Genomic DNA, 21,783 nt, shown 5'->3' on the forward strand with positions numbered 1-21,783 from the left:
CGGCGTCTACCGTCCCGCCCATGGACCGCACGCTCGCCGCCGACCTCGCCCGCCTCCCCGAACTCCTCGACGCCACCCGCCGCGCCGCCGCCGAGGCCCTCGCCGCCCTGGACGGCCGCCCCGTCGTACCGCCCGGGGACGCGCCGCCGCCCGCGCCCCTGCCCGAGCACGGCACCGGCACGGAAGCGGCCCTCGCCGATTTCCAGGCCCGCTGGGCACCCCGCCTCTCGGCCTCCGCCGGACCCCGTTACCTCGGCTTCGTCACCGGCGGCGCCACCCCCGCGGCCCTGGCCGGGGACTGGCTGACCGCAGCCCACGACCAGAACTCCAACTCCGCACTCGACGGCGCCGGCCAGCACCTCGAACGCGAGACCGTCGGCTGGCTGCGCGAGCTCTTCGGCCTCTCCACCGCCCACACCGGCACCTTCGTCAGCGGCGCCACCCTGTCCAACACCGCCGGCCTCGCCATCGCCCGCGAATGGCTCGGCGAACGCCTCGGCGTCTCCCCGGCCGAGGACGGGGCCGCCGCCCTCGGCCCCGTCCGCGTCCTCTCCGGCGCCCCGCACTCCTCCATCGCCAAGGCCCTGTCCGTCCTCGGCCTCGGCCGCTCCGCCCTCGTCCGGGTGCCCACCCTCCCCGGCCGGGAGGCCGTGGACCCCGCCGCCCTCGACCGGGCCCTGGCCGACACGCCCGGCCCGGCGGTCGTCGTCGCCAACGCCGGCACCGTCAACACCGCCGACTTCGACGACCTCCGCGCCGTCGCCGCCCTCAAGGACCGTCACCGCTTCTGGCTCCACACCGACGCGGCCTTCGGCGCCTTCGCGGCCCTCACCCCCGGGCACGCGCACCTCGTCGCCGGCCTCGACGCCTCGGACTCCGTCTGCGCCGACCTGCACAAGTGGCTCAACGTCCCCTACGACAGCGCCGTCCAGTTCACCCGCCGCCGCGACCTCCAGTCCCGGGTCTTCGCCAACGCCGCCGCGTACCTGGGCCCCCTCGGCCCCGACCCCGACCTGGTCCACCTCACCCCCGAGAACTCCCACCGGCTGCGGGCCCTCGCCGCCTGGTTCACCCTCCGCGCGTACGGCCGCGACGGCCACCGGGAGATCGTCGAACGGGACATCGCCTGCGCCCGCTCCCTCGGCGAGCACCTCGACCGGGACCCTGCCTTCCGGCTCCTGTCCCCGGTCCGCCTCAACGTCGTCTGCTTCACCCTCGCCGAAGCCCCCACCCCCGAGCGGCTGACCGCGCTGCGCGAGGCCGTCGCCGCCGACGTGTTCGTCACCCCCACCGTCCACGGGGGAACCGCGGCCCTGCGCGCCGCGTTCTCCAACTGGCGCACCACGCCGGCGGACGTCCACCGCGTCGCCGTGGCCCTGCGCACGGCAGCGAAGGAGATCGCATGACGGACCGCTCCCTGACCCTCGCCGAGGTGGAGGCCCTCGCCCGCTCCGCGCACGAGGGCCAGACCGACAAGGCCGGCCGGCCCTACGCCGAGCACCTGGCCGCCGTGGCCGAAGGCGTCCGCCTGCGTGGCGGCACCCCCGCCCAGCAGGCCGCGGCCTGGCTCCACGACGCGGTGGAGGACGACGCGCTCACCCCCGAGCGGCTCGCGGAGGCCGCCCTCCCGCAGGAGGTCAAGGACATGGTGCTGGCGCTCACCAAACGCCCCGGGGAACCACTGGAGGAGTACGCCGCCCGCGTCCTCGCCACCCCCGGCGCCCTCCTCGTCAAGGAGGCCGACCTCGCGCACAACGCCGACCCGGTACGCCTGTCCGTACTGGACGCGCCGACCCGGGACCGGCTGACCGCGAAGTACGCCCGCGTCCGCTCCCTCCTCGGCATCACCGCGCCCTGAACCCGGCCCTCCGTCCCGCCGCGCCCCATATGTGCCGGATCCGCGCCCGCCCGACGGGAAAGACATGATGGCGATTCGTCACGAGGCGGGTAGTGGGGGCCGGTTGGTGGGAGGATGGTGCGAGTGGTGCGCGCGCGACCGCGCGCACCGGGCCGGCCAGGGGACGACCGAAGGTGTGATCAGTAGTGGCCATTTCGCTGTCAGTGGTGGTTCTGTTGGCGATCATCCTGGTGATCCTGATCCGCGGCGGCCACATCAAGGCCGGCCCCGCCATCGTCGCGGTCCTCTTCGGCTTCTTCCTGGCGTCCAGCTCCATCGCCCCGGACGTCAACCGCTTCCTGAACTCCCTCGCGGACACCATCGCGGGCATCAAGCTCTGACGCGGGCCCTACGCGGGACTTCCACCGTCCGTCCGGCCCGGAAAACGCCTCGGGGCCAGGGCGGAGAGGAATCTCCGGCGCCTGGCCCCGAGTCATGGAGAGCGGGTGACGGGAATCGAACCCGCGTAGCTAGTTTGGAAGACTAGGGCTCTACCATTGAGCTACACCCGCAACATGCGCGCCGCAGGTCCGGGGACCGCGGCACGGACAGCATCCTAGCGGGTCGCGCGGGGGGAGTGCACACCGCTTTTCCCGCCGTGTCCGGCCCGCTCCGCGCGCGCGTGCGCCCGCCGGGGAAAACCGGGGCGTCGGAGGGTCTCCGGGCATGTACCCTACGTGTCGCACCGACGGGGTGTGGCGCAGCTTGGTAGCGCGTCCGCTTTGGGAGCGGAAGGTCGTCGGTTCGAATCCGGCCACCCCGACCACCAGTACCGCCCGCCACCGGGATCTCCGAAGATCGCGTTGTGGGCTGATTGCCGCTTGCGGTTACTATGCAAGCTGCGTGCCCGTGTGTCTGATGCCGGGCCGAAATCCGCCGAGGCCGCTGAATCACAGCGGGCCGGCAGAACCCCAAGCAGTCAGCCACAAGGAGACCGAACCGTGAAGAGCGCCGTGGAGACCCTGAACCCGACTCGGGTTCGGCTCACTGTCGAGGTGCCCTTCGAGGAGCTCAAGGACAGCCTCGACGCGGCGTACAAGAAGATCAACCAGCAGGTCACGGTGAAGGGCTTCCGCAAGGGCAAGATCCCGAACCGGGTCATCGACCAGCGCTTCGGCCGCGGTGCGGTGCTGGAGGAGGCCGTCAACGACGCCCTCCCGAAGTTCTACACCGAGGCGGTCAACGAGGCCGACCTGAACCCGCTGGGCCAGCCCGAGGTCGACATCACCGAGCTGAAGGACGGCGAGCTGCTGGCCTTCACCGCCGAGGTGGACGTCCGCCCCGAGATCGAGATCCCGGACTACTCCGGCATCGAGGTCGAGGTCGACGCGGTCGAGGTCTCGGACGAGGACGTCGAGAAGTCGGTCGAGCAGCTGCGCAACCGCTTCGCGTCCACCAAGGACGTCGAGCGCGCCGCCGCCGAGGGTGACGTCGTCACCATCGACCTCGAGGCCAAGGTCGACGGCGAGGTCCTCGCGGACGGTGTCGCCACCGACGTCTCCTACACCATCGGCTCGGGCGAGCTCCTCGACGGCATCGACGAGGCCGTCAAGGGCCTCGAGGCCGGCGGCGAGGCCACCTTCACCTCGCAGCTGAAGGGCGGCTCCGCCGAGGGCAAGGACGCCGAGGTCACCGTCAAGGTCACCAAGGTCTCCGCCCGCGAGCTGCCGGAGCTGGACGACGAGTTCGCCCAGATGGCGAGCGAGTTCGACACCCTGGAGGAGCTGAAGGCGGACAGCCGCAAGCGCCTCGAGAACATGAAGCAGTACGACCAGGCCACGCAGGCCCAGGAGCGCGTCCTGGAGAAGCTGCTGGAGCTCGTCGAGGTCCCGATCCCCGAGAAGCTCCTCGCGGACGAGGTCCAGACCCGCAAGCACAACCTGGAGCACCACCAGCTCGGCCAGATGGGCCTGAACCTCGAGAAGTTCCTCGAGATCCAGGGCAAGACGGCCGAGGAGTTCGACGCCGAGACCTCCGAGCAGGCCGTCAAGGGCATCAAGACGCAGTTCGTCCTCGACGCGCTGGTCAACAAGGAGAAGCTGGGCGTCAACCAGGAGGAGCTCACCGAGCACCTCATGCGCCGCGCGCAGTCCTCCGGCATGTCCCCGGACCAGTTCGCCCAGGCCGTCGTCGAGGGCGGCCAGGTCCCGATGCTGGTCGGCGAGGTCGCCCGCGGCAAGGCCCTCGCGGTCGTCGTCGAGGCCGCCAAGGTCGTCGACACCAAGGGTGAGGTCGTCGACCTCTCCGACGACGAGGACGAGGCCGAGACGGCCGCCGAGGCCGTCGAGGCCGCCGCCGAGGGCGACTCCGAGGCGCAGGCCGACGAGGCCAAGTAACACCTCCGGGCGACGCCCCGGCGGAGCCCCCTGAGCAGTGCCCCGAAGGGCCCGGACGCAGCCGCGTCCGGGCCCTTCCCCGTGCCCTCGCGAAGGGCTCCGGACCTTGCGCTCCGAGCGAACAGTTCGGGAAGCGGGATGGCGTTGTCCTACCTGCGCGTTAGGGTCCATGAATACGAGGGCACGGGAGTACCCGAAGCCGGCGGCATCGCCCCCCGGTAGGTCCGCGCCCCAGAACGAGACGCTGAGACGGCATGTGGCCGTCGGAGACGAGCAGGTGGATACGTGACGAATCTGAAGCCTTACGCCGCGGGTGAGCCGTCCATCGGTGGCGGCCTCGGCGACCATGTCTACAACCGGCTGCTCGGCGAACGCATCATCTTCCTCGGCCAGCAGGTCGACGACGAGATCGCGAACAAGATCACGGCGCAGCTCCTGCTCCTGGCGGCCGAGCCGGACAAGGACATCTACCTGTACATCAACAGCCCCGGTGGCTCCGTGACGGCGGGCATGGCGGTCTACGACACCATGCAGTACATCCCGAACGACGTCGTCACCATCGGCATGGGCATGGCGGCCTCCATGGGCCAGTTCCTCCTCACCGGCGGCGCGACGGGCAAGCGCTTCGCGCTGCCGAACACCGACATCCTGATGCACCAGGGTTCCGCCGGTATCGGCGGCACCGCCTCGGACATCAAGATCCAGGCCCAGTACCTGCTGCGCACCAAGCAGCGCATGGCTGAGATCACCGCGCACCACTCGGGCCAGACCGTGGAGGCGATCATCCGCGACGGCGACCGCGACCGCTGGTTCACGGCGGAGGAGGCCAAGGAGTACGGCCTCATCGACGAGATCATCTCCGCCGCGTCCCTGGTCCCGGGCGGCGGCGGCACCGGGGCCTGATCCCGGCCCGGCGCGCCGGGGCCCGTACGGGGCCCCGTACGCCAGCCCGCCCGAGCCAGGCACCCCCAGCCCGCAGAACGCCACCAGGACGGTGAACACCCAGATGCAGAACAACTTCTCCGCGAGCGGCCTCTACTCCGGCCCGCAGGTCGACAACCGCTACGTCATCCCGCGCTTCGTCGAGCGCACCTCGCAGGGCGTGCGCGAGTACGACCCGTACGCGAAGCTCTTCGAGGAGCGCGTGATCTTCCTCGGCGTGCAGATCGACGACGCGTCGGCCAACGACGTCATGGCGCAGCTGCTGTGCCTGGAGTCGATGGACCCGGACCGCGACATCTCGATCTACATCAACAGCCCCGGTGGCTCCTTCACCGCGCTGACGGCCATCTACGACACGATGCAGTTCGTGAAGCCGGACATCCAGACGGTCTGCATGGGCCAGGCGGCCTCCGCCGCCGCGGTCCTGCTCGCCGCCGGCACCCCGGGCAAGCGCATGGCCCTGCCGAACGCCCGTGTGCTGATCCACCAGCCCTCCGGCGGCACCGGCCGCGAGCAGCTCTCCGACCTGGAGATCGCGGCCAACGAGATCCTGCGCATGCGCGACCAGCTGGAGACCATGCTGGCCAAGCACTCGTCCACGCCGATCGAGAAGATCCGCGAGGACATCGAGCGCGACAAGATCCTCACGGCCGAGGACGCGCTGGCGTACGGGCTGATCGACCAGATCGTCTCGACCCGCAAGATGAACGCGGTCTGATCCTTGCCGCCACTCGGCGTGGCCGCACCGCAGGATTCTGCGATGTGAACCGCGTCAAGGGGGCCCCGAACGGGGCCCCCGGCAAGGTACCGTCGGATATGAGGCACCAGGAGCGCTGAACCAGGCGTCTCCCAGGCGAAGGGGAAGCACCTCGTGGCACGCATCGGTGACGGCGGCGACCTGCTCAAGTGCTCGTTCTGCGGAAAGAGCCAGAAGCAGGTGAAGAAGCTCATCGCAGGACCCGGTGTGTACATCTGCGACGAGTGCATCGACCTCTGCAACGAGATCATCGAAGAGGAACTCGCGGAGACCTCCGAGGTCCGGTGGGAGGAACTCCCCAAGCCCCGTGAGATCTACGAGTTCCTGGAGAGCTACGTCGTCGGCCAGGAGCCGGCGAAGAAGGCGCTCTCGGTAGCGGTGTACAACCACTACAAGCGCGTCCAGGCCGGCGAGAACGGCGGCGCGCAGGGCCGTGACGACGCGATCGAGCTCGCGAAGTCCAACATCCTCCTGCTGGGCCCCACGGGTTCCGGCAAGACCCTGCTGGCCCAGACGCTGGCCCGCATGCTGAACGTCCCGTTCGCCATCGCCGACGCGACGGCGCTGACGGAGGCCGGCTATGTCGGCGAGGACGTCGAGAACATCCTGCTCAAGCTGATCCAGGCGGCGGACTACGACGTCAAGAAGGCCGAGACCGGGATCATCTACATCGACGAGATCGACAAGGTCGCCCGCAAGAGCGAGAACCCGTCGATCACCCGCGACGTTTCGGGCGAGGGCGTCCAGCAGGCCCTCCTGAAGATCCTGGAAGGCACCACGGCGTCGGTCCCGCCGCAGGGCGGCCGCAAGCACCCGCACCAGGAGTTCATCCAGATCGACACGACGAACGTGCTCTTCATCGTGGGCGGCGCCTTCGCCGGCCTGGAGAAGATCATCGAGTCGCGCGCGGGCGCCAAGGGCATCGGCTTCGGGGCGACGATCCGCTCGAAGCGCGAGATCGAGGCGAGCGACCAGTTCCAGGAGGTCATGCCGGAGGACCTGGTGAAGTTCGGGATGATCCCCGAGTTCATCGGCCGCCTCCCCGTCATCACCTCGGTGCACAACCTGGACCGGGAAGCGCTCCTCCAGATCCTGGTCGAGCCGCGCAACGCCCTGGTGAAGCAGTACCAGCGCCTGTTCGAACTCGACGGCGTCGAGCTGGACTTCGAGCGCGAGGCCCTCGAGGCCATCGCCGACCAGGCGATCCTCCGCCAGACGGGCGCGCGCGGCCTGCGCGCCATCATGGAGGAGGTGCTGATGTCGGTGATGTACGAGGTCCCGTCCCGCAAGGACGTGGCCCGCGTGGTCATCAGCGCCGACGTGGTCCGCTCCAACGTCAACCCGACGCTGGTCCCCCGCATCGTCCCGAAGGACCAGGGCCCGCACGAGAAGTCGGCGTAGCGGCGAGGGCATACAGAAGGGGGCGCTCCCGACCGGGAGCGCCCCCTTCCGCGTGGGCGGCCGCGGTTACTTCTTGACGCGGGCGGTGTTGTAGAGCTTCGCGGCGAAGTCGGCGTTCTGCTCGAGGGTGTAGCCCGGCTTGCCCGCGAGGATGGAAGCCGCCTCACTGGCGGTGACCGTGGCCAGGGTGCTGTAGTCGGCCCAGATGCACACCGGAAGCGTCACCTCCTTGGGTCCCTTGGCGGAAGGGTCCTTGCTGGTGGCCTTGATTTCCTGGCACTTCATGACGGCGCCCTTGAACCCGGCGGGGGTCATCTCCTTCGGGCTGCCGACGAGCTGGGCGTCAGACTTACCGTCCTTGGTGATCTTCAGCTGGGCCATGGCGAAGTACCCGTCAACGGTCTTCTCCGGGTCGGCGATTGCGCCGTAGAAGCCGGTGAAGGAGATTCCCTTGAACGTGAGCGGGTTCTTCGGGTCGCCGGTGTAGTAGTCCATGCCCACCTGGGTGGGGTTCTTGACGCCCGCGGCCTCGATCTGCTGCTTGTCCGTGTCGCTGAGCTGCTTAGGCTGGTACTTCGGGTCCTTCTGGAACTCGCCCACCGACTCCGGCGCGACCAGCTTGTAGCCCTTCGTGGCGTCGGAGACCGGGCCGCCCGCGCCGCCCAGGAACCACCAGCCGGCTCCGGCGATCACGGCCACGGCCACGACGACCGCGATGATCGGGCCCGCCTTCGACTTCTTCGGGGGCTGCGGCGGGGGCGCGTACGCGGGCTGGGGCTGCTGCGGCGTCGGGTAGCCGTACGCCGGCGGCTGGGGCTGCTGGCCGTACGGGGGCTGCGGCGGCGGGGGAGGGGTCGGGTAGCCGCCCTGCTGCGGGTAGGCCGGCGGGGGCGGCGGGGCCTGCTGGGGGTAACCGTAGCCGGGCTGCTGGGCGGGCTGGCCGTACGGCTGCGGCGGCTGCTGCCCGTAGGGGCCGGGCTGCTGTGGCTGCTGGCCGTACGGCCCCGGCTGGTTGTAACTCATCCCGCGTCCCCCTGTGAGGTTTGCTTATCCGTTTCACACATCCTGGCGGAAGGCATGGGCGCCCGGGGCGGCGGGCCCCCGGATTACGGGTTTCAGTACCGGACCGTTACGGCCCTAAACTGTGCCCGTGACCGAGAACACGCAGACACCCAGCGCACCCAACTCCGAACTGCCGACCGCCTACGCGCCGGCCGAGGTAGAGGGGAAGCTCTACGAGAGCTGGGTAGAGCGTGGGTACTTCACGGCCGACCCCGCGAGCGAGAAGCCCGCGTACACCATCGTCATCCCGCCGCCGAACGTCACCGGCTCGCTCCACCTGGGCCACGCCTTCCAGCACACCCTCATGGACGCCCTGACCCGCCGCAAGCGCATGCAGGGCTACGAGTCCCTGTGGCTGCCCGGCATGGACCACGCCGGCATCGCCACCCAGAACAAGGTCGAGCAGCAGCTCGCCGAGGAGGGCAAGTCCCGCCACGACCTGGGCCGCGAGGAGTTCGTCGAGCGCGTCTGGCAGTGGAAGGAAGAGTACGGCGGCAAGATCCTCGGCCAGATGCGCCGCCTCGGCGACGGCGTCGACTGGTCGCGCGAGCGCTTCACCATGGACGAGGGCCTGTCCAGGGCCGTCCAGACCATCTTCAAGAAGCTCTACGACGACGGCCTGATCTACCGCGCCGAGCGCATCATCAACTGGTGCCCCCGCTGCCTGACGGCCATCTCCGACATCGAGGTGGAGTACCAGGAGGACGCGGGCGAGCTCGTCTCCATCCGGTACGGCGAGGGCGAGGACAGCCTCGTCGTCGCCACGACCCGCGCCGAGACGATGCTCGGTGACACGGCCATCGCCGTCCACCCCGACGACGAGCGCTACAAGCACCTCGTCGGCCGGCTGATCAAGCTGCCGCTCACCGACCGCTCGATCCCGGTCGTCGCCGACGCGCACGTCGACCCCGAGTTCGGCACGGGCTGCGTCAAGGTGACCCCCGCCCACGACCCGAACGACTTCGCCATCGGGCAGCGCCACGACCTGCCCAACATGACGATCATGGACGAGCACGGTGTCATCACCGTCCACGGCCCCTTCCTCGGCCTGGACCGCTTCGAGGCGCGTTCCGCGGTCGTCGGCGCGCTGCGCCAGCAGGGCCGGATCGTCGCCGAGAAGCGCCCCTACCTGCACTCCGTCGGGCACTGCTCGCGCTGTTCGACCACCGTCGAGCCCCGTCTGTCCCTCCAGTGGTGGGTCAAGGTCGAGACCCTGGCCAAGGCCGCCGGTGACGCGGTCCGCGACGGCCGGGTCGCGATCCACCCGCGGGAGATGGAGAAGCGGTACTTCGACTGGGTCGACAACCTCAACGACTGGTGCATCTCGCGCCAGCTGTGGTGGGGCCACCGCATCCCGGTCTGGTACGGCCCCGACGGCGAGGTCGTCTGCGTCGGCCCCGACGAGCAGGCGCCGACGGGCGAGGGCTGGACCCAGGACACGGACGTCCTGGACACCTGGTTCTCCTCCGGCCTGTGGCCGTTCTCCACGCTGGGCTGGCCGGAGAAGACCCCGGACCTGGCGAAGTTCTATTCCACCGACGTCCTGGTCACCGGCCACGACATCATCTTCTTCTGGGTCGCCCGGATGATGATGTTCGGCCTGTACGCCATGGACGGCGAGGTCCCCTTCAAGACGATCGCGCTGACCGGCCTGGTCCGCGACGAGCGCGGCAAGAAGATGTCGAAGTCCTTCGGCAACGTCGTCGACCCGCTCGACTGGATGGACAAGTACGGCTCCGACGCCGTCCGCTTCACCCTGGCCAAGGGCGCCAACCCGGGCACGGACGTCCCGATCGGCGAGGACTGGGTCCAGGCGTCCAGCAAGTTCGCCAACAAGATCTGGAACGCCACCCGCTTCGCGCTGATGAACGGCGCCACGATCGAGGGCGAGCTGCCGCCGGCCGAGCGGCTGTCGGCCACCGACCGCTGGATCCTGTCCCGCCTGAACGAGACGGTCGCGCAGGTCGACGCGTACTACGACGACTTCCAGTTCTCGAAGCTCAGCGAGGCGCTCTACCACTTCGCGTGGGACGAGGTCTTCGACTGGTACGTCGAGCTGTCGAAGACGACCTTCTTCGCGGGCGGCGAGCAGGCGAAGGTCTCCGGCCGGGTCCTCGGCGAGGTCATCGACGTGATGCTGCGCCTGCTGCACCCGGTGGTCCCCTTCGTCACCGAGACGCTGTGGACCACGCTGACCGGCGGTGAGTCCCTCGTGATCGCCGACTGGCCGAAGCCCGTGTCCGTCCCCGGGGCCGACGCCCCGGGCGGCTTCCGCGACGAGGCCGCCGAGGCCGAGATCGAGAGCGTCCAGAACCTCGTCCGCGAGGTCCGCCGGTTCCGCAAGGAGCAGGGTCTCGACGACAAGCAGAAGGTGCCGGCCCGTCTCGACCTGTCCGGTACGGCGCTCGCCGCGCACGAGGCGGCCATCCGCCAGGTGCTGCGCCTCCAGCCGGAGGGCGAGGCCTTCAGCGCCTCCGCGACCCTGCCGGTCGCCGGCGCCACGGTCGCGCTCGACCTGTCGGGCACCATCGACGTCGAGGCCGAGCGCAAGCGCCTGACGAAGGACCTGGGCGCCGCCGAGAAGGAGAAGCAGCAGGCCGAGGCGAAGCTGGCGAACGAGGCGTTCATCGCCAAGGCCCCCGACAACGTCGTGGACAAGATCAAGGGCCGGCTCGCCAAGGCCGAGGCGGACATCGCCCGGATCCAGGCGCAGCTGGCAGCGCTGCCCGCCGCGTAGCCGCGCGTCCCCGCCGCGTACGAAGGCCCCCGCACCGTCTCCGGACGGTGCGGGGGCCTTCGCGTACGCCGTGCCCGGAGATGCCCGGAGTGCCGCATTCCACTGCATGGGCGGCCCCCCTCGATCCGTCCCCCCGGACCGACCACGGATGATGGGGGGATGCACGTCAAGCCCGCCCCGTCGGCGTTCCACCGGGCCGTGGCCTCCGGCCGCCGGACGGCCGAGGGCTGGGCCGCCTCGCCCCGGGCGCAGGACGTCCTCGCCGCGCTGAGCTGCCTGGCCCTGATGGCGCTGGACCTGCCCGGCCTCGCCGCCGCCGACAACTCCCTCAGCGGGGCGGGGGCCGCCGCCGTGCTCACCGCGGGCTGCTCGACGCTGCTGGCGCGCCGCCGGATGCCGTGGGCGGCGTACCTCACGGCCCTGCTGTTCATCGGCTGGCTGCACGAACTGACCCTGATCCAGTTCGCGCTGTACTCCGTCGGCCGGTACCGGGGGCGCCGCGCCGCGGTCCTGGCCACCCTCGGGTACGTGGCCTTCGCGGTCTCGGTGTTCTGCCTGCCGGGCTGGCCCGAGCCGAAGGTGGCGACGCTCAGCTCCTTCCTGGGCCTGGTCGTGCCGATCGGGGTGCTCGCCTGCGCCGTCGGGATCGCCGCCTGCCGGCACGACCTGGTGCGCGAGCTGGAGGCCCGGCGGGCCGAGTCGGCGGTGCTGAACGCCGTGCAGCAGGAACGGACCTCGGTCGCCCGGGACGTCCACGACTTCGTCGGGCGGGAGCTGACCCTGCTGACGGTGCGCTCGGAGGTGCTGTCGATGCGAGCGCGGGAGACGCCGTACGCGAAGGACTTCGAGGAGCTGTCGGACACCGCCCGCCGGGCGCACCTGGTCCTCAACGAGATCATCGTGCAGCGCGGGGAGCGGGCGGCCACCCCCGGTGTGGACGGGCTGGCGGCGCTGGCGGAGCAGAGCGGCCGGGCCGGTTCGCCGGTGAGGCTGGCGCTGGACCCGCGGGCGCACGGGCTGTCGCCGCTGCGGCAGGCCGCGGTCTACCGGGTGGTGCAGGAGTGCCTGACCAACGCGGCCAAGCACGCCCGCGGCGAGACCATCGACGTGTCGGTCCGGGCGGACGGCCCGCACGTGCGGATCGCCGTCAGCAACGGACTGCCGGACGGCGCCCCGGACCGGACCCCGGTCTCGGCGGGCTCGGGTACGGCGAGCATGGCCGAGCGGGTCCGCAGCCTGGGGGGCACGCTGACGGCGACGCGGACGCCGGAGTCGTACGAGGTGGTGGCGACGCTGCCGCGGGGCTGACCGGAGGCGGCGCTCAGCCCCGCGCGGGGGCGTGGAGGCGTGGACGATGGCCCGCCGCTCGACGGGGGTCACGCCGGACGGTACGCGGATCACCCCGTCCTTGAGGGGGCGGACGGCGGTGATGGAGCCCGGGGTGCGGCCGGTGGTCTCCCTGGCCTCGGTCCCGACGGCCGGGGCGGTGGTGGTGCCGGCCCCGACCGCCACCACGGACGGCTCATTGAGGACGATCCCGTGGCCGCGGGCGTGGACGAGGGTGTTCGCGGTCCCCAGGTCCATCCCCATGTCGCGGCTGGAGGCGGTCGTGGTGGTGCTGGCCTGCGGCATTCGGTCCCCTCTCACCTGCCGCAAGGCTTGCACGACGATCGGGCCGCCTTCGCGGCCGTGGGTCCCGAAAGGCCCGGGCCGGAAGTCCTGCGGGTCCCCGTCCGTAGACTGGTCCCCGTGAGTGAGCAGCAGCCCGAGAGCCACGACCGCGACCGCGACGGTACCTTCGACGAGTTCGACCAGATCGTGGCGGAAGAGTCCGACCGCGACCCCGACCTGGCGGTGATCGAGGCCGGCAGCCGTACCCTGCGCGCCCAGGCCGGACCGCCGTCGGGCGACCCCGTGCCGTCCCGCCCCGAGGACCCGGAGGTGGCGAAGGCGTTGCTGGAGGTGGAGCAGGAACTGGCCACCCGGTGGGGCGAGACCAAGCTGGAGCCGTCCGTCAGCCGGATCGCCGCCCTGATGGACGTACTGGGCGAGCCGCAGCGCGCGTACCCGTCCATCCACGTCACCGGCACCAACGGCAAGACCAGCACGGCCCGCATGATCGAGGCCCTGCTGAACGCCTTCGACCTGCGCACGGGCCGTTACACCAGCCCGCACGTCCAGTCCGTGACCGAGCGGATCAGCCTGGACGGGGCGCCGATCAGCGCCGAGCGCTTCGTCGAGACGTACCACGACGTGAAGCCGTACGTGGAGATGGTCGACGCCGCCGAGGAGTACCGGCTGTCGTTCTTCGAGGTGCTCACCGGCATGGCGTACGCGGCCTTCGCGGACGCGCCGGTCGACGTGGCCGTGGTCGAGGTCGGCATGGGCGGCAGCTGGGACGCCACCAACGTGATCGACGGGACGGTCGCGGTGATCACCCCGATCAGCCTGGACCACACGGACCGGCTCGGCTCCACGCCCGGCGAGATCGCCCAGGAGAAGGGCGGCATCATCAAGCAGGACGCCACCGTGATCCTGGCGCAGCAGCCGGTGGACGCGGCGCAGGTGCTGCTGAAGAAGGCCGTGGAGGTCGACGCGACGGTGGCCCGCGAGGGCATGGAGTTCGGCATCGTCTCCCGCGAGGTGGCGGTCGGCGGCCAGATGCTGACCCTGCGCGGCATGGGCGGCGAGTACGACGGCATCTTCCTGCCGCTGTACGGCGCGCACATGGCGCACAACGCGGCGGTCGCGCTGGCCGCCGTCGAGGCCTTCTTCGGCGTCGGCGGGGAGCACGCCCGGGAGCTGGACGCGGACACCGTGCGGCAGGCCTTCGCCTCGGTGACCTCGCCGGGCCGCATGGAGGTCGTGCGCCGCAGCCCGACGGTGATCCTGGACGCCGCGCACAACCCGGCGGGCGCGCAGGTGACCGCGGAGGCCGTCACCGAGGCGTTCGGCTTCAGCCGGCTGATCGGTGTCGTGGCCGCGAGCGAGGGCAAGGACGTCAAGGGCGTCTTCGAGGCCTTCGAGCCGATCTTCGCGGAGGTCGTGGTCACGGAGAACACCAGCCACCGGGCGATGGGCGCGGACGAGCTGGCGGCGATCGCGGTCGAGGTCTTCGGCCCGGACCGGGTGCAGGTGGAGCCGCGGCTGGACGACGCGCTGGAGGCGGCCGTCACCCTCGCGGAGGAAGAGGCCGAATACGGAGGGGCCGGTGTCCTGGTGACCGGTTCCGTGATCACGGTGGGCGAGGCCCGCCTGCTGTTCAAGAAGGGCTGAGGGATCGATGCGCACGCTCTGCGCGAGCACGCTGATCGGTGAATTCTTCATCGTCGGCTTCGCGGGCCTGGTGGCCATGAAGAACCCGGACCTGACCCAGGCCGAGGTGTGGACCGTCTGCGGTGTGACGATGCTGCTGTCGGTGCTGCTGTGCGGGATGCTCTCGCGCCCCGGTGCGGTGCAGATCGGCTGGGCGCTGCAGATCGGGCTGATCGCGAGCGGTTTCGTGGTCCCGACGATGTTCTTCCTGGGCGCGGTCTTCGCGGGCCTGTGGTGGTGCTCGGTGCACTACGGCCGCAAGATCGACGCGATCAAGGCGAGCTGGGCCGCCCATCAGGCGGAAGCCGCCTCTCCTGACGCTGCGTGACGGTTCACCGTTTCGGCCCTGTAGATTCGTCGCACCGCACCCGTTTGCCGCAAGGAGCACCCACATGACCCAGCGCACGCTCGTCATCCTCAAGCCCGACGCCGTCCGTCGCGGGCTGGTCGGCGAGATCATCGGCCGCATCGAGCGGAAGGCCGGCTGGACCATCCCGGCGATGGAGCTGCGCACGCTCGACGCGGAGACCCTGGAGGCCCACTACGGCGAGCACAAGGGCAAGCCCTTCTACGAGCCCCTGATGGGCTTCATGGCGAGCGGCCCGGTCGTCGTCCTGGTCGTGGAAGGGGAACGTGCGATCGAGGGCGTCCGCATGCTGGCCGGACCCACCGACCCGATCGCCGCGGCGCCCGGTTCCATCCGCGGGGACTTCGGCACCATCGTCCGGGAGAACCTGATCCACGCCTCGGATTCCGAGGAGTCCGCGGAGCGCGAGCTGAAGCTCTTCTTCCCCGCGCTCTGATTCCCGGGAACAGTCCTTCCTGACGAGACATCAGCCGAATAGCGCTCACGACCTGGGGCGACCGAAGTAATTTCGGTCGCCCTTCGGTATTGCGGGGACCGGCCGGGAACGCATGGCAAGGACACGACGTCACCAATCAGGGGGCGGGTTTCCGTTCCGGCGCGATCGCCGGAGTCCCGTCGCGCGGTACCGGTACTCGCGGCACTACGATGGGGCCTCCACCCACACACCCACCTCGCCGACCTGACAGCAGCCGCTATCAACTGGAAGGCCAGACGCTCCTCATGGGGAACAAGGGGAACAACATGTCGTTCATCGGCCGTGACATGGCGATCGACCTCGGGACCGCCAACACGCTGGTGTACGTGAGGGGCCGGGGAATCGTTCTGAACGAGCCGTCCGTGGTCGCCATCAACACGAACACCGGTGGAATCCTGGCGGTCGGCTCCGAGGCGAAGAAGATGATCGGCCGGACGCCCGGCAACATCGTCGCCGTACGGCCCCTCAAGGACGGCGTGATCGCCGACTTCGAGATCACCGAGCGCATGCTCCGGTACTTCATCCTCAAGATCCACAAGCGCCGCTACCTGGCGCGCCCGCGCGTCGTGGTCTGCGTGCCCTCCGGCATCACCGGAGTGGAGCGCCGCGCCGTCATCGAGGCGTCCACGCAGGCCGGCGCCCGCCAGGTGCACATCATCGAGGAGCCCATGGCCGCCGCCATCGGCTCGGGTCTGCCCGTCCACGAGGCCACCGGCAACATGGTCGTGGACATCGGCGGCGGCACCACGGAGGTCGCGGTCATCTCCCTCGGCGGAATCGTCACGGCACAGTCCATCCGGGTGGCCGGCGACGAGCTGGACAACGCGATCATCCAGCACATCAAGAAGGAGTACTCGCTCCTCCTCGGCGAGCGCACCGCCGAGCAGATCAAGATCACCATCGGGTCGGCGTACGACCTCGACAAGGACGAGCACACCGAGATCCGCGGCCGCGACCTGGTCTCCGGCCTCCCGAAGACCGTCGTCATCTCCGCCGCGGAGGTGCGCAAGGCCATCGAGGAGCCGGTCAACTCCATCGTGGACGCCGTCAAGACCACCCTCGACAAGTGCCCGCCGGAGCTGTCCGGCGACATCATGGACCGCGGCATCGTCCTCACCGGCGGCGGAGCCCTGCTGCGCGGCCTCGACGAGCGGCTGCGCCGCGAGACGGGCATGCCGATCCACATCGCCGAGGACCCCCTCGACTCCGTGGCCCTCGGCTCCGGCAAGTGCGTAGAGGAGTTCGAAGCCCTCCAGCAGGTTCTGGACGCCCAGCCCCGGCGGTGATCGAACCCCCTCCAACGGGACATGCGGAACACAAGGATCCGCCGTACGGGTGCTACCGCGCCGGTACGGCGGATCGTTGATATACAGGCACAGTCCGGCGCAGCCCCGGCTCCGCCGGAGCGGCTCCGCCGCACGGGTTTTCTACGAGGAAGGCACGGCCGCCGCACGTGAGGGACACACGAGAGAGCCGGCTGCTCCTGGTGCTGCTGATCGCCATCGCGTTCGCATTGATCACGGTGGACATCAGAGCGGGCGAGGAGTCACCGGTCGACGGTGCCCGCAAGGCCGCGGCAGCGGTCTTCGGCCCGGTCGAGAAGGGCGTCGCCACCGCGGTGGGCCCGGTCGCCAACGCCATAGGGGCCGTACGCGACTCCGACGAGCGCCACAACCGCATCACCCGGCTGGAACGCGAGAACGCCCTCCTGAAGACCAGGATGGGCAGCGACGAGCGGGCCAAGAGCCGCATCCACGAGCTCGACGAGATGCTCAAGCGCGCCGGCGCCGGCCAGTACGGCATCAAGGGGGCCGAAGTCATCGCCATAGGGTCCGCCCAGGGCTTCTCCTGGACCGTCACCATCGACGCCGGCAGCAAGGACGGCATCGAGCGCGACATGACCGTCCTCAACGGCGACGGCCTCGTCGGCCGGGTCACCACCGTCGGCCCCGACACCTCCACCGTCCTGCTCGCCAACGACCCCGACTTCACCGTCGGCACCCGTCTGGAGCAGAGCGGCGAACTGGGCTTCGCCACCGGCCAGGGCGACCGCGCCCTGTCGGTCCAGATGCTCAACGGCCGCGCCAAGGTCAGCCCCGGCGACCGCCTCGTCACCTTCGGCTCCCGCGCCAACAAGCCCTTCGTACCCGGCGTCCCGCTCGGCGAGGTCGTCCGCGTCGACCCCTCCAACGGCGGCCTCACCCGCACCATCCACGTCCGCCCCTTCGTCGGCTTCTCCCGCCTCGACATCGTCGGCGTGGTCGTCGTGCCGCCCCGCGACGACCCGCGTGACGCCGTCCTGCCGCCCAAGCCCGAGCCCCCCAAGCCCACACCGACGGTCACCGTCACGGTCACGCCCTCCCCGAGCGTCTCCGGCCGGCCCGCGGACGAGGAGGAACGCTGAGCCATGCGCTTCAACCGGATCCTGCTCTCCGCCACCCTCGTCGTGGTGGCCCTCGTCATCCAGGTCACCGTCCTGGGGCGGCTCCAGCTTCCCGGCGCCGTCCCGGACCTGATGCTGCTCACGGTCGTCGCCCTGTCCCTGGTGTACGGGCCGACCTCCGGCGCCCTCCTCGGCTTCGGCGCCGGACTCCTCGCCGACCTGGCCCCGCCCGCCGACCACGCGGCGGGCCGCTACGCCCTCGTCCTGTGCATCATCGGCTACCTCGTGGGCCTGGCCCGCCCCGACAACGGCCGGTTCCGCTCCGCCTGGGGCCCGATGCTCACCGTGCTCGCCGCCGCCGTCGGCTCGATCCTGCTCTACGTCGCCGTGGGCGCCCTGGTCGGCGACACCGCCGAACGCCACGTCGGCCTCGGCGGGCTGCTGTTCACGGCCGTCCTCTACGACCTGCTGCTGGCCCCCTTCACGGTGCCGTGGATCATGGCCCTCGCCCGCCGGGCCGAGAACGACCCGATGGCCGTCGAAGCCAACGGCGGCCCGCCGCAGGGCGCCGACGTGTCCTCCGGCTGGCTCGCCGGCGGCACCGGCCTCAGCATCGGCAGCCAGCGCGGCGGCCTGCGGCTGCGCTCCGCCCGCGGCCGCGCGAACCGGGCCGGCCGGATAAAGGGCGTCAAGGGCGTGAAGAACGTCAAGAAGCTGTGACGGGGGAGCACGAGGCATGACCAACATTCCCGAGACCGGCCGCACCCCCCGGGTGCAGATCCGGCTCGTCATCATCCAGATCCTCGTCTTCTCCCTGCTCTGCACCCTCGGCGGCCGGCTCTGGTACCTCCAGATCCGCAACGGCCACGAGTACGCCGACGAGGCCAGGAGCAACCACGTCCAGCGCGTGGTGCAGCCCGCCGTGCGCGGCTCCATCCTGGACGCCCGCGGCGTCCCCCTCGCCGACAACGAGACCCGCCTGGTCGTCTCCGCCTCCCGCACCGAGCTGATGCGGATAAAGGACCGGGGCAAGGCCGTCCTGACCCGCCTCGCCGGGGTCCTGGACATGAAGCCGCAGGACGTCATGGACAAGATCCGGCTCTGCGACTCCCAGACCCCCAAGCCCTGCTGGAACGGCTCTCCGTACCAGCCGATCCCGGTCACCATGGAGGCCACCACCCAGCAGGCCCTCCAGATCCGCGAACGCCCCGAGGACTTCCCCGGCATCACCGCCGAACCGACCGCGGTGCGCCGCTACCCGGCGCCCGGCGCCGCCCGCACCGCCCAGGTCCTCGGCTACCTCTCGCCCGTCACCGACGACGAGATCCAGAAGGCCAAGGACACCGACTCGCCCCACCTGCGCTCCGACCAGGTCGGCCGCTCCGGGCTCGAGCGCACGTACGACAAGGAGCTGCGCGGCAAGGCGCAGGTCACCTCGTACGAGGTCGACAACCTCGGACGCGTCATGGACCAGACCAAGTCCGACCCCGGTGTCGCCGGATCCACCCTCGTCACCAGCATCGACGCCCGGGTCCAGTCCGTCGCCGAGTACGAGCTCGCCCAGGCGATGAAGGTCGTCCGCAAGGAGACCGACAACATCACCGGACGCAAGTACGAGGCCGACTCGGGCGCCGTCGTCGTCATGGAGACCAAGACCGGCCGCGTCGTCGCCATGGCCTCCCAGCCCGACTACGACCCCAACGCCTGGGTCGGCGGCATTTCCGGCCAGGACTACGCCAACCTCACCAGCAAGAACTCCAACTACCCGCTGCTCAACCGGGCCATCCAGGGCCAGGCCCCGGCCGGCTCCATCTTCAAGGTGGTCTCCGCGAGCGCCGCCGTCCGCGCCGGCTACGACTTCAACGACAAGTACAACTGCAGCGCCTCCTACAACATGGGCGGCCGCAGTTTCGCGAACTTCGAGTCCAAGGGCCACGGCCCCATCACCCTCGGCGAAGCCCTCAAGTTCTCCTGCAACACCGTCTTCTACGCCCTCGGCCACAAGGAGTGGCAGCGCGACGGCGGCCTCGAACCCAAGAAGGACGCCCACGACTGGTTCTACCGGACCGCCCGTGAGTTCGGCCTCGGCTCCGAGACCGGCATCGACCTGCCCAACGAGGTCACCGGCCGGATCCCCGACCGCCAGTGGAAGCAGAACTTCTGGGCGGCCAACAAGGACTCCTGGTGCAAGCAGGGCAAGAAGGGCGGCACCTACGTCGAGCAGATCGCCTACGAGAGCTGCCTCGAAGGCAACCAGCTCAAGGCCTACGACAGCATCAACTTCGCCATCGGCCAGGGCGACGTCCTCGTCACCCCCATCCAGATGGCCACCGCCTACGCCGCCATCAGCAACGGCGGCACCCTCTACAACCCGACCGTCGGCAAAGCCGTGATCAGCCCCGACGGCAAGGTCCAGGAGATCAGGCCCACGCCCCACGGCAAGCTGCCGGTCGACGCCAAGACCATCGCCGACCTCGACAAGGGCCTGCGCATGGTCGTCGAACCCGGCGGCACCGCCGCCTGGCGGTTCGGCGGCTGGCCGCTGGACAGGATCCCGCTGCGCGCCAAGACGGGCACCGCCCAGGTCTACGGCAAGCAGACCACCTCCTGGCTGGCGACCTACACCGACGACTTCACCATCGTGATGACGATCTCCCAGGGCGGCACCGGCTCCGGAGCCTCGGGTCCCGCCGTGCGCAACATCTACAACGCGATGTACGGCCTCACCATGGACGGCAAGGACACCGGCAAGGCCCTCCTGCCCAAGCCGCAGGCCCAGCTGCCCACCGTCAACCCCGACGGCACCATCGACGCCCCCGAGATCCGGCCGTACGTGCCCCCGTCCCCGGAGGAGCTGGCGCCGCCCGCGCTCGCCGGCCCGCCGCCCCTGCGGCATGACTGAGACGTGATGATGCAGACCGCCAACAACTTCTCCGTATCCCGGTACGCCCCCCGGAAGGGCCCGCTCGCCCGGCTGACGGCCCGTGACTCGGTCCTGCGCCGCCTCGACTGGCCGATACTGCTGTCGGCGCTCGCCCTGTCCCTGATCGGCGCCCTGCTGGTGTGGTCGGCGACCCGCCACCGGGACACCCTCAACCAGGGCGACCCGCAGTACTTCCTCTGGCGCCACCTGCTCAACACCGGCATCGGCTTCCTCCTGATGATCGGGACGGTCCTGCTGGGCCACCGCAACCTGCGCGGGGCCGTCCCGGTCCTCTACGGGCTCTCGCTCCTGCTCGTCACGGCCGTGCTCACCCCGCTGGGCGCCACCATCAACGGCGCGCACGCCTGGATCGTCATCGGCGGCGGCTTCTCGCTCCAGCCCTCGGAGTTCGTGAAGGTCACGATCATCCTGGTGATGGCGATGCTGCTGGCGGCCCGGGTCGACGCCGGAGACCTGGAACATCCCGAGCACCGCACCGTGGTCAAGGCGCTGTGCCTGGCCGCCGCGCCCATGGGCATCGTCATGCTGATGCCCGACCTCGGGTCGGTCATGGTGATGGTCGTGATCGTGCTGGGAGTGCTGCTGGCCTCCGGCGCCTCCAACCGCTGGGTGGTCGGCCTGATCGGCGCCGGAACCGCCGGAGCCATTCTGATCTGGCAGCTGGGCGTCCTCGACCAGTACCAGATCAACCGCTTCGCCGCCTTCGCCAACCCCGAGCTCGACCCCGCCGGCGCCGGCTACAACACCAACCAGGCGCGCATCGCGATCGGCGGCGGCGGCCTGACCGGCTCCGGACTGTTCAAGGGCCCCCAGACCACGGGCCAGTTCGTGCCCGAACAGCAGACCGACTTCGTGTTCACGGTCGCGGGGGAGGAGCTGGGCTTCATCGGGGGCATCCTCATCATCGGCCTGCTCGGCTTCGTCCTGTGGCGCGCCTGCATGATCGCCCGCGCCACCACCGAGCTGTACGGGACCATCGTGGCCGCCGGGATCATCGCCTGGTTCGCCTTCCAGGCCTTCGAGAACATCGGGATGAACCTGGGCATCATGCCGGTGGCCGGCCTGCCGCTGCCCTTCGTGTCCTACGGGGGATCGTCGATGTTCGCCGTCTGGGTGGCCGTCGGACTGCTCCAGTCCATCCGCGTGCAACGCCCCCTGTCGGCCTGA

The 21,783-nt window shown here is 70.4% G+C and carries 18 protein-coding genes, 2 tRNA genes and 1 pseudogene; 18 read left to right on the forward strand and 3 right to left on the reverse strand.

Annotated elements, in window-relative coordinates; genetic code table 11:
- Window positions 1-20 precede the first annotated feature (20 nt).
- The 3 genes from ACZ514_RS30255 to ACZ514_RS30265 all read left to right on the forward strand — a co-directional run bounded on the left by ACZ514_RS30255 (window position 21) and on the right by ACZ514_RS30265 (window position 2,238).
- Entirely contained in the window at window positions 21-1,406 is a 1,386-nt protein-coding gene (locus ACZ514_RS30255; protein ID WP_468172388.1) for a pyridoxal phosphate-dependent decarboxylase family protein, read from the forward strand.
- Window positions 1,403-1,858 (forward strand): HD domain-containing protein, encoded by a 456-nt coding sequence (locus ACZ514_RS30260; protein ID WP_468172385.1) that lies wholly within the window; start codon window positions 1,403-1,405, stop codon window positions 1,856-1,858. The genes ACZ514_RS30255 and ACZ514_RS30260 overlap by 4 nt, the downstream gene beginning before the upstream one ends.
- Before the next feature lie 185 nt (window positions 1,859-2,043).
- Window positions 2,044-2,238 (forward strand): hypothetical protein, encoded by a 195-nt coding sequence (locus ACZ514_RS30265; protein WP_388938914.1) that lies wholly within the window; start codon window positions 2,044-2,046, stop codon window positions 2,236-2,238.
- A 100-nt stretch (window positions 2,239-2,338) separates the two neighbouring features.
- On the opposite strand, the gene ACZ514_RS30270 is transcribed toward ACZ514_RS30265, so the two are convergent.
- Window positions 2,339-2,409: transfer RNA gene (locus tag ACZ514_RS30270), tRNA-Gly, on the reverse strand.
- A 177-nt stretch (window positions 2,410-2,586) separates the two neighbouring features.
- Here ACZ514_RS30270 and ACZ514_RS30275 point away from each other — a divergent pair.
- From ACZ514_RS30275 to clpX, 5 genes are all read left to right on the forward strand, one after another.
- Window positions 2,587-2,663: transfer RNA gene (locus ACZ514_RS30275), tRNA-Pro, on the forward strand.
- Between the two features lie 175 nt (window positions 2,664-2,838).
- Window positions 2,839-4,233: a trigger factor gene (gene tig, locus ACZ514_RS30280; RefSeq protein ID WP_468172383.1), complete on the forward strand. Its 1,395-nt coding sequence runs from the start codon at window positions 2,839-2,841 to the stop codon at window positions 4,231-4,233.
- A 285-nt stretch (window positions 4,234-4,518) separates the two neighbouring features.
- Window positions 4,519-5,136 carry an ATP-dependent Clp protease proteolytic subunit gene (locus ACZ514_RS30285; protein WP_388938917.1) on the forward strand — a complete coding sequence of 206 codons (618 nt, stop codon included), beginning with the start codon at window positions 4,519-4,521 and terminating at the stop codon, window positions 5,134-5,136.
- A 103-nt stretch (window positions 5,137-5,239) separates the two neighbouring features.
- Window positions 5,240-5,893, forward strand: a complete 654-nt coding sequence (locus tag ACZ514_RS30290) for an ATP-dependent Clp protease proteolytic subunit (RefSeq protein WP_361601710.1) — start codon at window positions 5,240-5,242, stop codon at window positions 5,891-5,893.
- A 153-nt stretch (window positions 5,894-6,046) separates the two neighbouring features.
- Window positions 6,047-7,333, forward strand: coding sequence for an ATP-dependent Clp protease ATP-binding subunit ClpX (clpX, locus tag ACZ514_RS30295; RefSeq protein WP_388938919.1), 1,287 nt, complete (start codon window positions 6,047-6,049; stop codon window positions 7,331-7,333).
- A 66-nt stretch (window positions 7,334-7,399) separates the two neighbouring features.
- Here clpX and ACZ514_RS30300 read toward each other — a convergent pair whose 3' ends face one another.
- Window positions 7,400-8,356, reverse strand: a complete 957-nt coding sequence (locus ACZ514_RS30300; RefSeq protein ID WP_469126170.1) for a hypothetical protein — start codon at window positions 8,354-8,356, stop codon at window positions 7,400-7,402.
- Between the two features lie 127 nt (window positions 8,357-8,483).
- On the opposite strand from ACZ514_RS30300, the gene ACZ514_RS30305 reads away from it, so the two are divergent.
- Window positions 8,484-11,132, forward strand: a complete 2,649-nt coding sequence (locus ACZ514_RS30305; RefSeq protein WP_468701528.1) for a valine--tRNA ligase — start codon at window positions 8,484-8,486, stop codon at window positions 11,130-11,132.
- Window positions 11,133-11,291: 159 nt separating this feature from the next.
- Window positions 11,292-12,440, forward strand: a complete 1,149-nt coding sequence (locus ACZ514_RS30310) for a sensor histidine kinase (RefSeq protein ID WP_469126171.1) — start codon at window positions 11,292-11,294, stop codon at window positions 12,438-12,440.
- 30 nt (window positions 12,441-12,470) lie between these two features.
- Here ACZ514_RS30310 and ACZ514_RS30315 read toward each other — a convergent pair.
- Window positions 12,471-12,764 (reverse strand): annotated as a pseudogene (locus tag ACZ514_RS30315) (rod shape-determining protein); the annotation flags it as partial.
- A 117-nt stretch (window positions 12,765-12,881) separates the two neighbouring features.
- Here ACZ514_RS30315 and folC point away from each other — a divergent pair.
- The 8 genes from folC (at window position 12,882) to rodA (ending at window position 21,783) form a co-directional block, all read left to right on the forward strand.
- Window positions 12,882-14,408: a bifunctional tetrahydrofolate synthase/dihydrofolate synthase gene (folC, locus tag ACZ514_RS30320; protein ID WP_468172368.1), complete on the forward strand. Its 1,527-nt coding sequence runs from the start codon at window positions 12,882-12,884 to the stop codon at window positions 14,406-14,408.
- 7 nt (window positions 14,409-14,415) lie between these two features.
- The gene (locus tag ACZ514_RS30325; protein WP_468172365.1) at window positions 14,416-14,775 is read left to right on the forward strand and encodes a DUF4233 domain-containing protein; all 360 of its coding nucleotides are present in this window, start codon (window positions 14,416-14,418) and stop codon (window positions 14,773-14,775) included.
- Between the two features lie 64 nt (window positions 14,776-14,839).
- On the forward strand, window positions 14,840-15,250 hold the full coding sequence (ndk, locus tag ACZ514_RS30330) for a nucleoside-diphosphate kinase (protein WP_468172362.1): 411 nt from the start codon (window positions 14,840-14,842) through the stop codon (window positions 15,248-15,250).
- 305 nt (window positions 15,251-15,555) lie between these two features.
- A complete protein-coding gene (locus ACZ514_RS30335) occupies window positions 15,556-16,575 on the forward strand; it encodes a rod shape-determining protein (RefSeq protein WP_030008578.1) in 1,020 nt (339 codons plus the stop codon).
- Window positions 16,576-16,742: 167 nt separating this feature from the next.
- Window positions 16,743-17,693, forward strand: coding sequence for a rod shape-determining protein MreC (gene mreC, locus ACZ514_RS30340; RefSeq protein ID WP_468172359.1), 951 nt, complete (start codon window positions 16,743-16,745; stop codon window positions 17,691-17,693).
- A 3-nt stretch (window positions 17,694-17,696) separates the two neighbouring features.
- Window positions 17,697-18,392 carry a rod shape-determining protein MreD gene (gene mreD / locus ACZ514_RS30345; RefSeq protein WP_468172356.1) on the forward strand — a complete coding sequence of 232 codons (696 nt, stop codon included), beginning with the start codon at window positions 17,697-17,699 and terminating at the stop codon, window positions 18,390-18,392.
- A gap of 16 nt (window positions 18,393-18,408) precedes the next feature.
- Window positions 18,409-20,574: a penicillin-binding protein 2 gene (gene mrdA, locus ACZ514_RS30350; RefSeq protein ID WP_468172353.1), complete on the forward strand. Its 2,166-nt coding sequence runs from the start codon at window positions 18,409-18,411 to the stop codon at window positions 20,572-20,574.
- Window positions 20,575-20,583: 9 nt separating this feature from the next.
- A complete protein-coding gene (gene rodA, locus ACZ514_RS30355; protein ID WP_468172451.1) occupies window positions 20,584-21,783 on the forward strand; it encodes a rod shape-determining protein RodA in 1,200 nt (399 codons plus the stop codon).

This window comes from Streptomyces sp. NPDC034086 (assembly GCF_055575515.1).

Bases quoted from the DNA above. Each gene is read 5' to 3' on its own strand.
- ACZ514_RS30255 (WP_468172388.1), top strand. From the start codon at position 21: ATGGACCGCACGCTCGCCGCCGACCTCGCCCGCCTCCCCGAACTCCTC.
- ACZ514_RS30260 (WP_468172385.1), top strand. From the start codon at position 1,403: ATGACGGACCGCTCCCTGACCCTCGCCGAGGTGGAGGCCCTCGCCCGC.
- ACZ514_RS30290 (WP_361601710.1), top strand. From the start codon at position 5,240: ATGCAGAACAACTTCTCCGCGAGCGGCCTCTACTCCGGCCCGCAGGTC.
- ACZ514_RS30300 (WP_469126170.1), bottom strand. From the start codon at position 8,356: ATGAGTTACAACCAGCCGGGGCCGTACGGCCAGCAGCCACAGCAGCCC.
- ACZ514_RS30310 (WP_469126171.1), top strand. From the start codon at position 11,292: ATGCACGTCAAGCCCGCCCCGTCGGCGTTCCACCGGGCCGTGGCCTCC.
- ACZ514_RS30325 (WP_468172365.1), top strand. From the start codon at position 14,416: ATGCGCACGCTCTGCGCGAGCACGCTGATCGGTGAATTCTTCATCGTC.
- ndk (WP_468172362.1), top strand. From the start codon at position 14,840: ATGACCCAGCGCACGCTCGTCATCCTCAAGCCCGACGCCGTCCGTCGC.
- ACZ514_RS30335 (WP_030008578.1), top strand. From the start codon at position 15,556: ATGTCGTTCATCGGCCGTGACATGGCGATCGACCTCGGGACCGCCAAC.
- mreD (WP_468172356.1), top strand. From the start codon at position 17,697: ATGCGCTTCAACCGGATCCTGCTCTCCGCCACCCTCGTCGTGGTGGCC.
- mrdA (WP_468172353.1), top strand. From the start codon at position 18,409: ATGACCAACATTCCCGAGACCGGCCGCACCCCCCGGGTGCAGATCCGG.
- rodA (WP_468172451.1), top strand. From the start codon at position 20,584: ATGCAGACCGCCAACAACTTCTCCGTATCCCGGTACGCCCCCCGGAAG.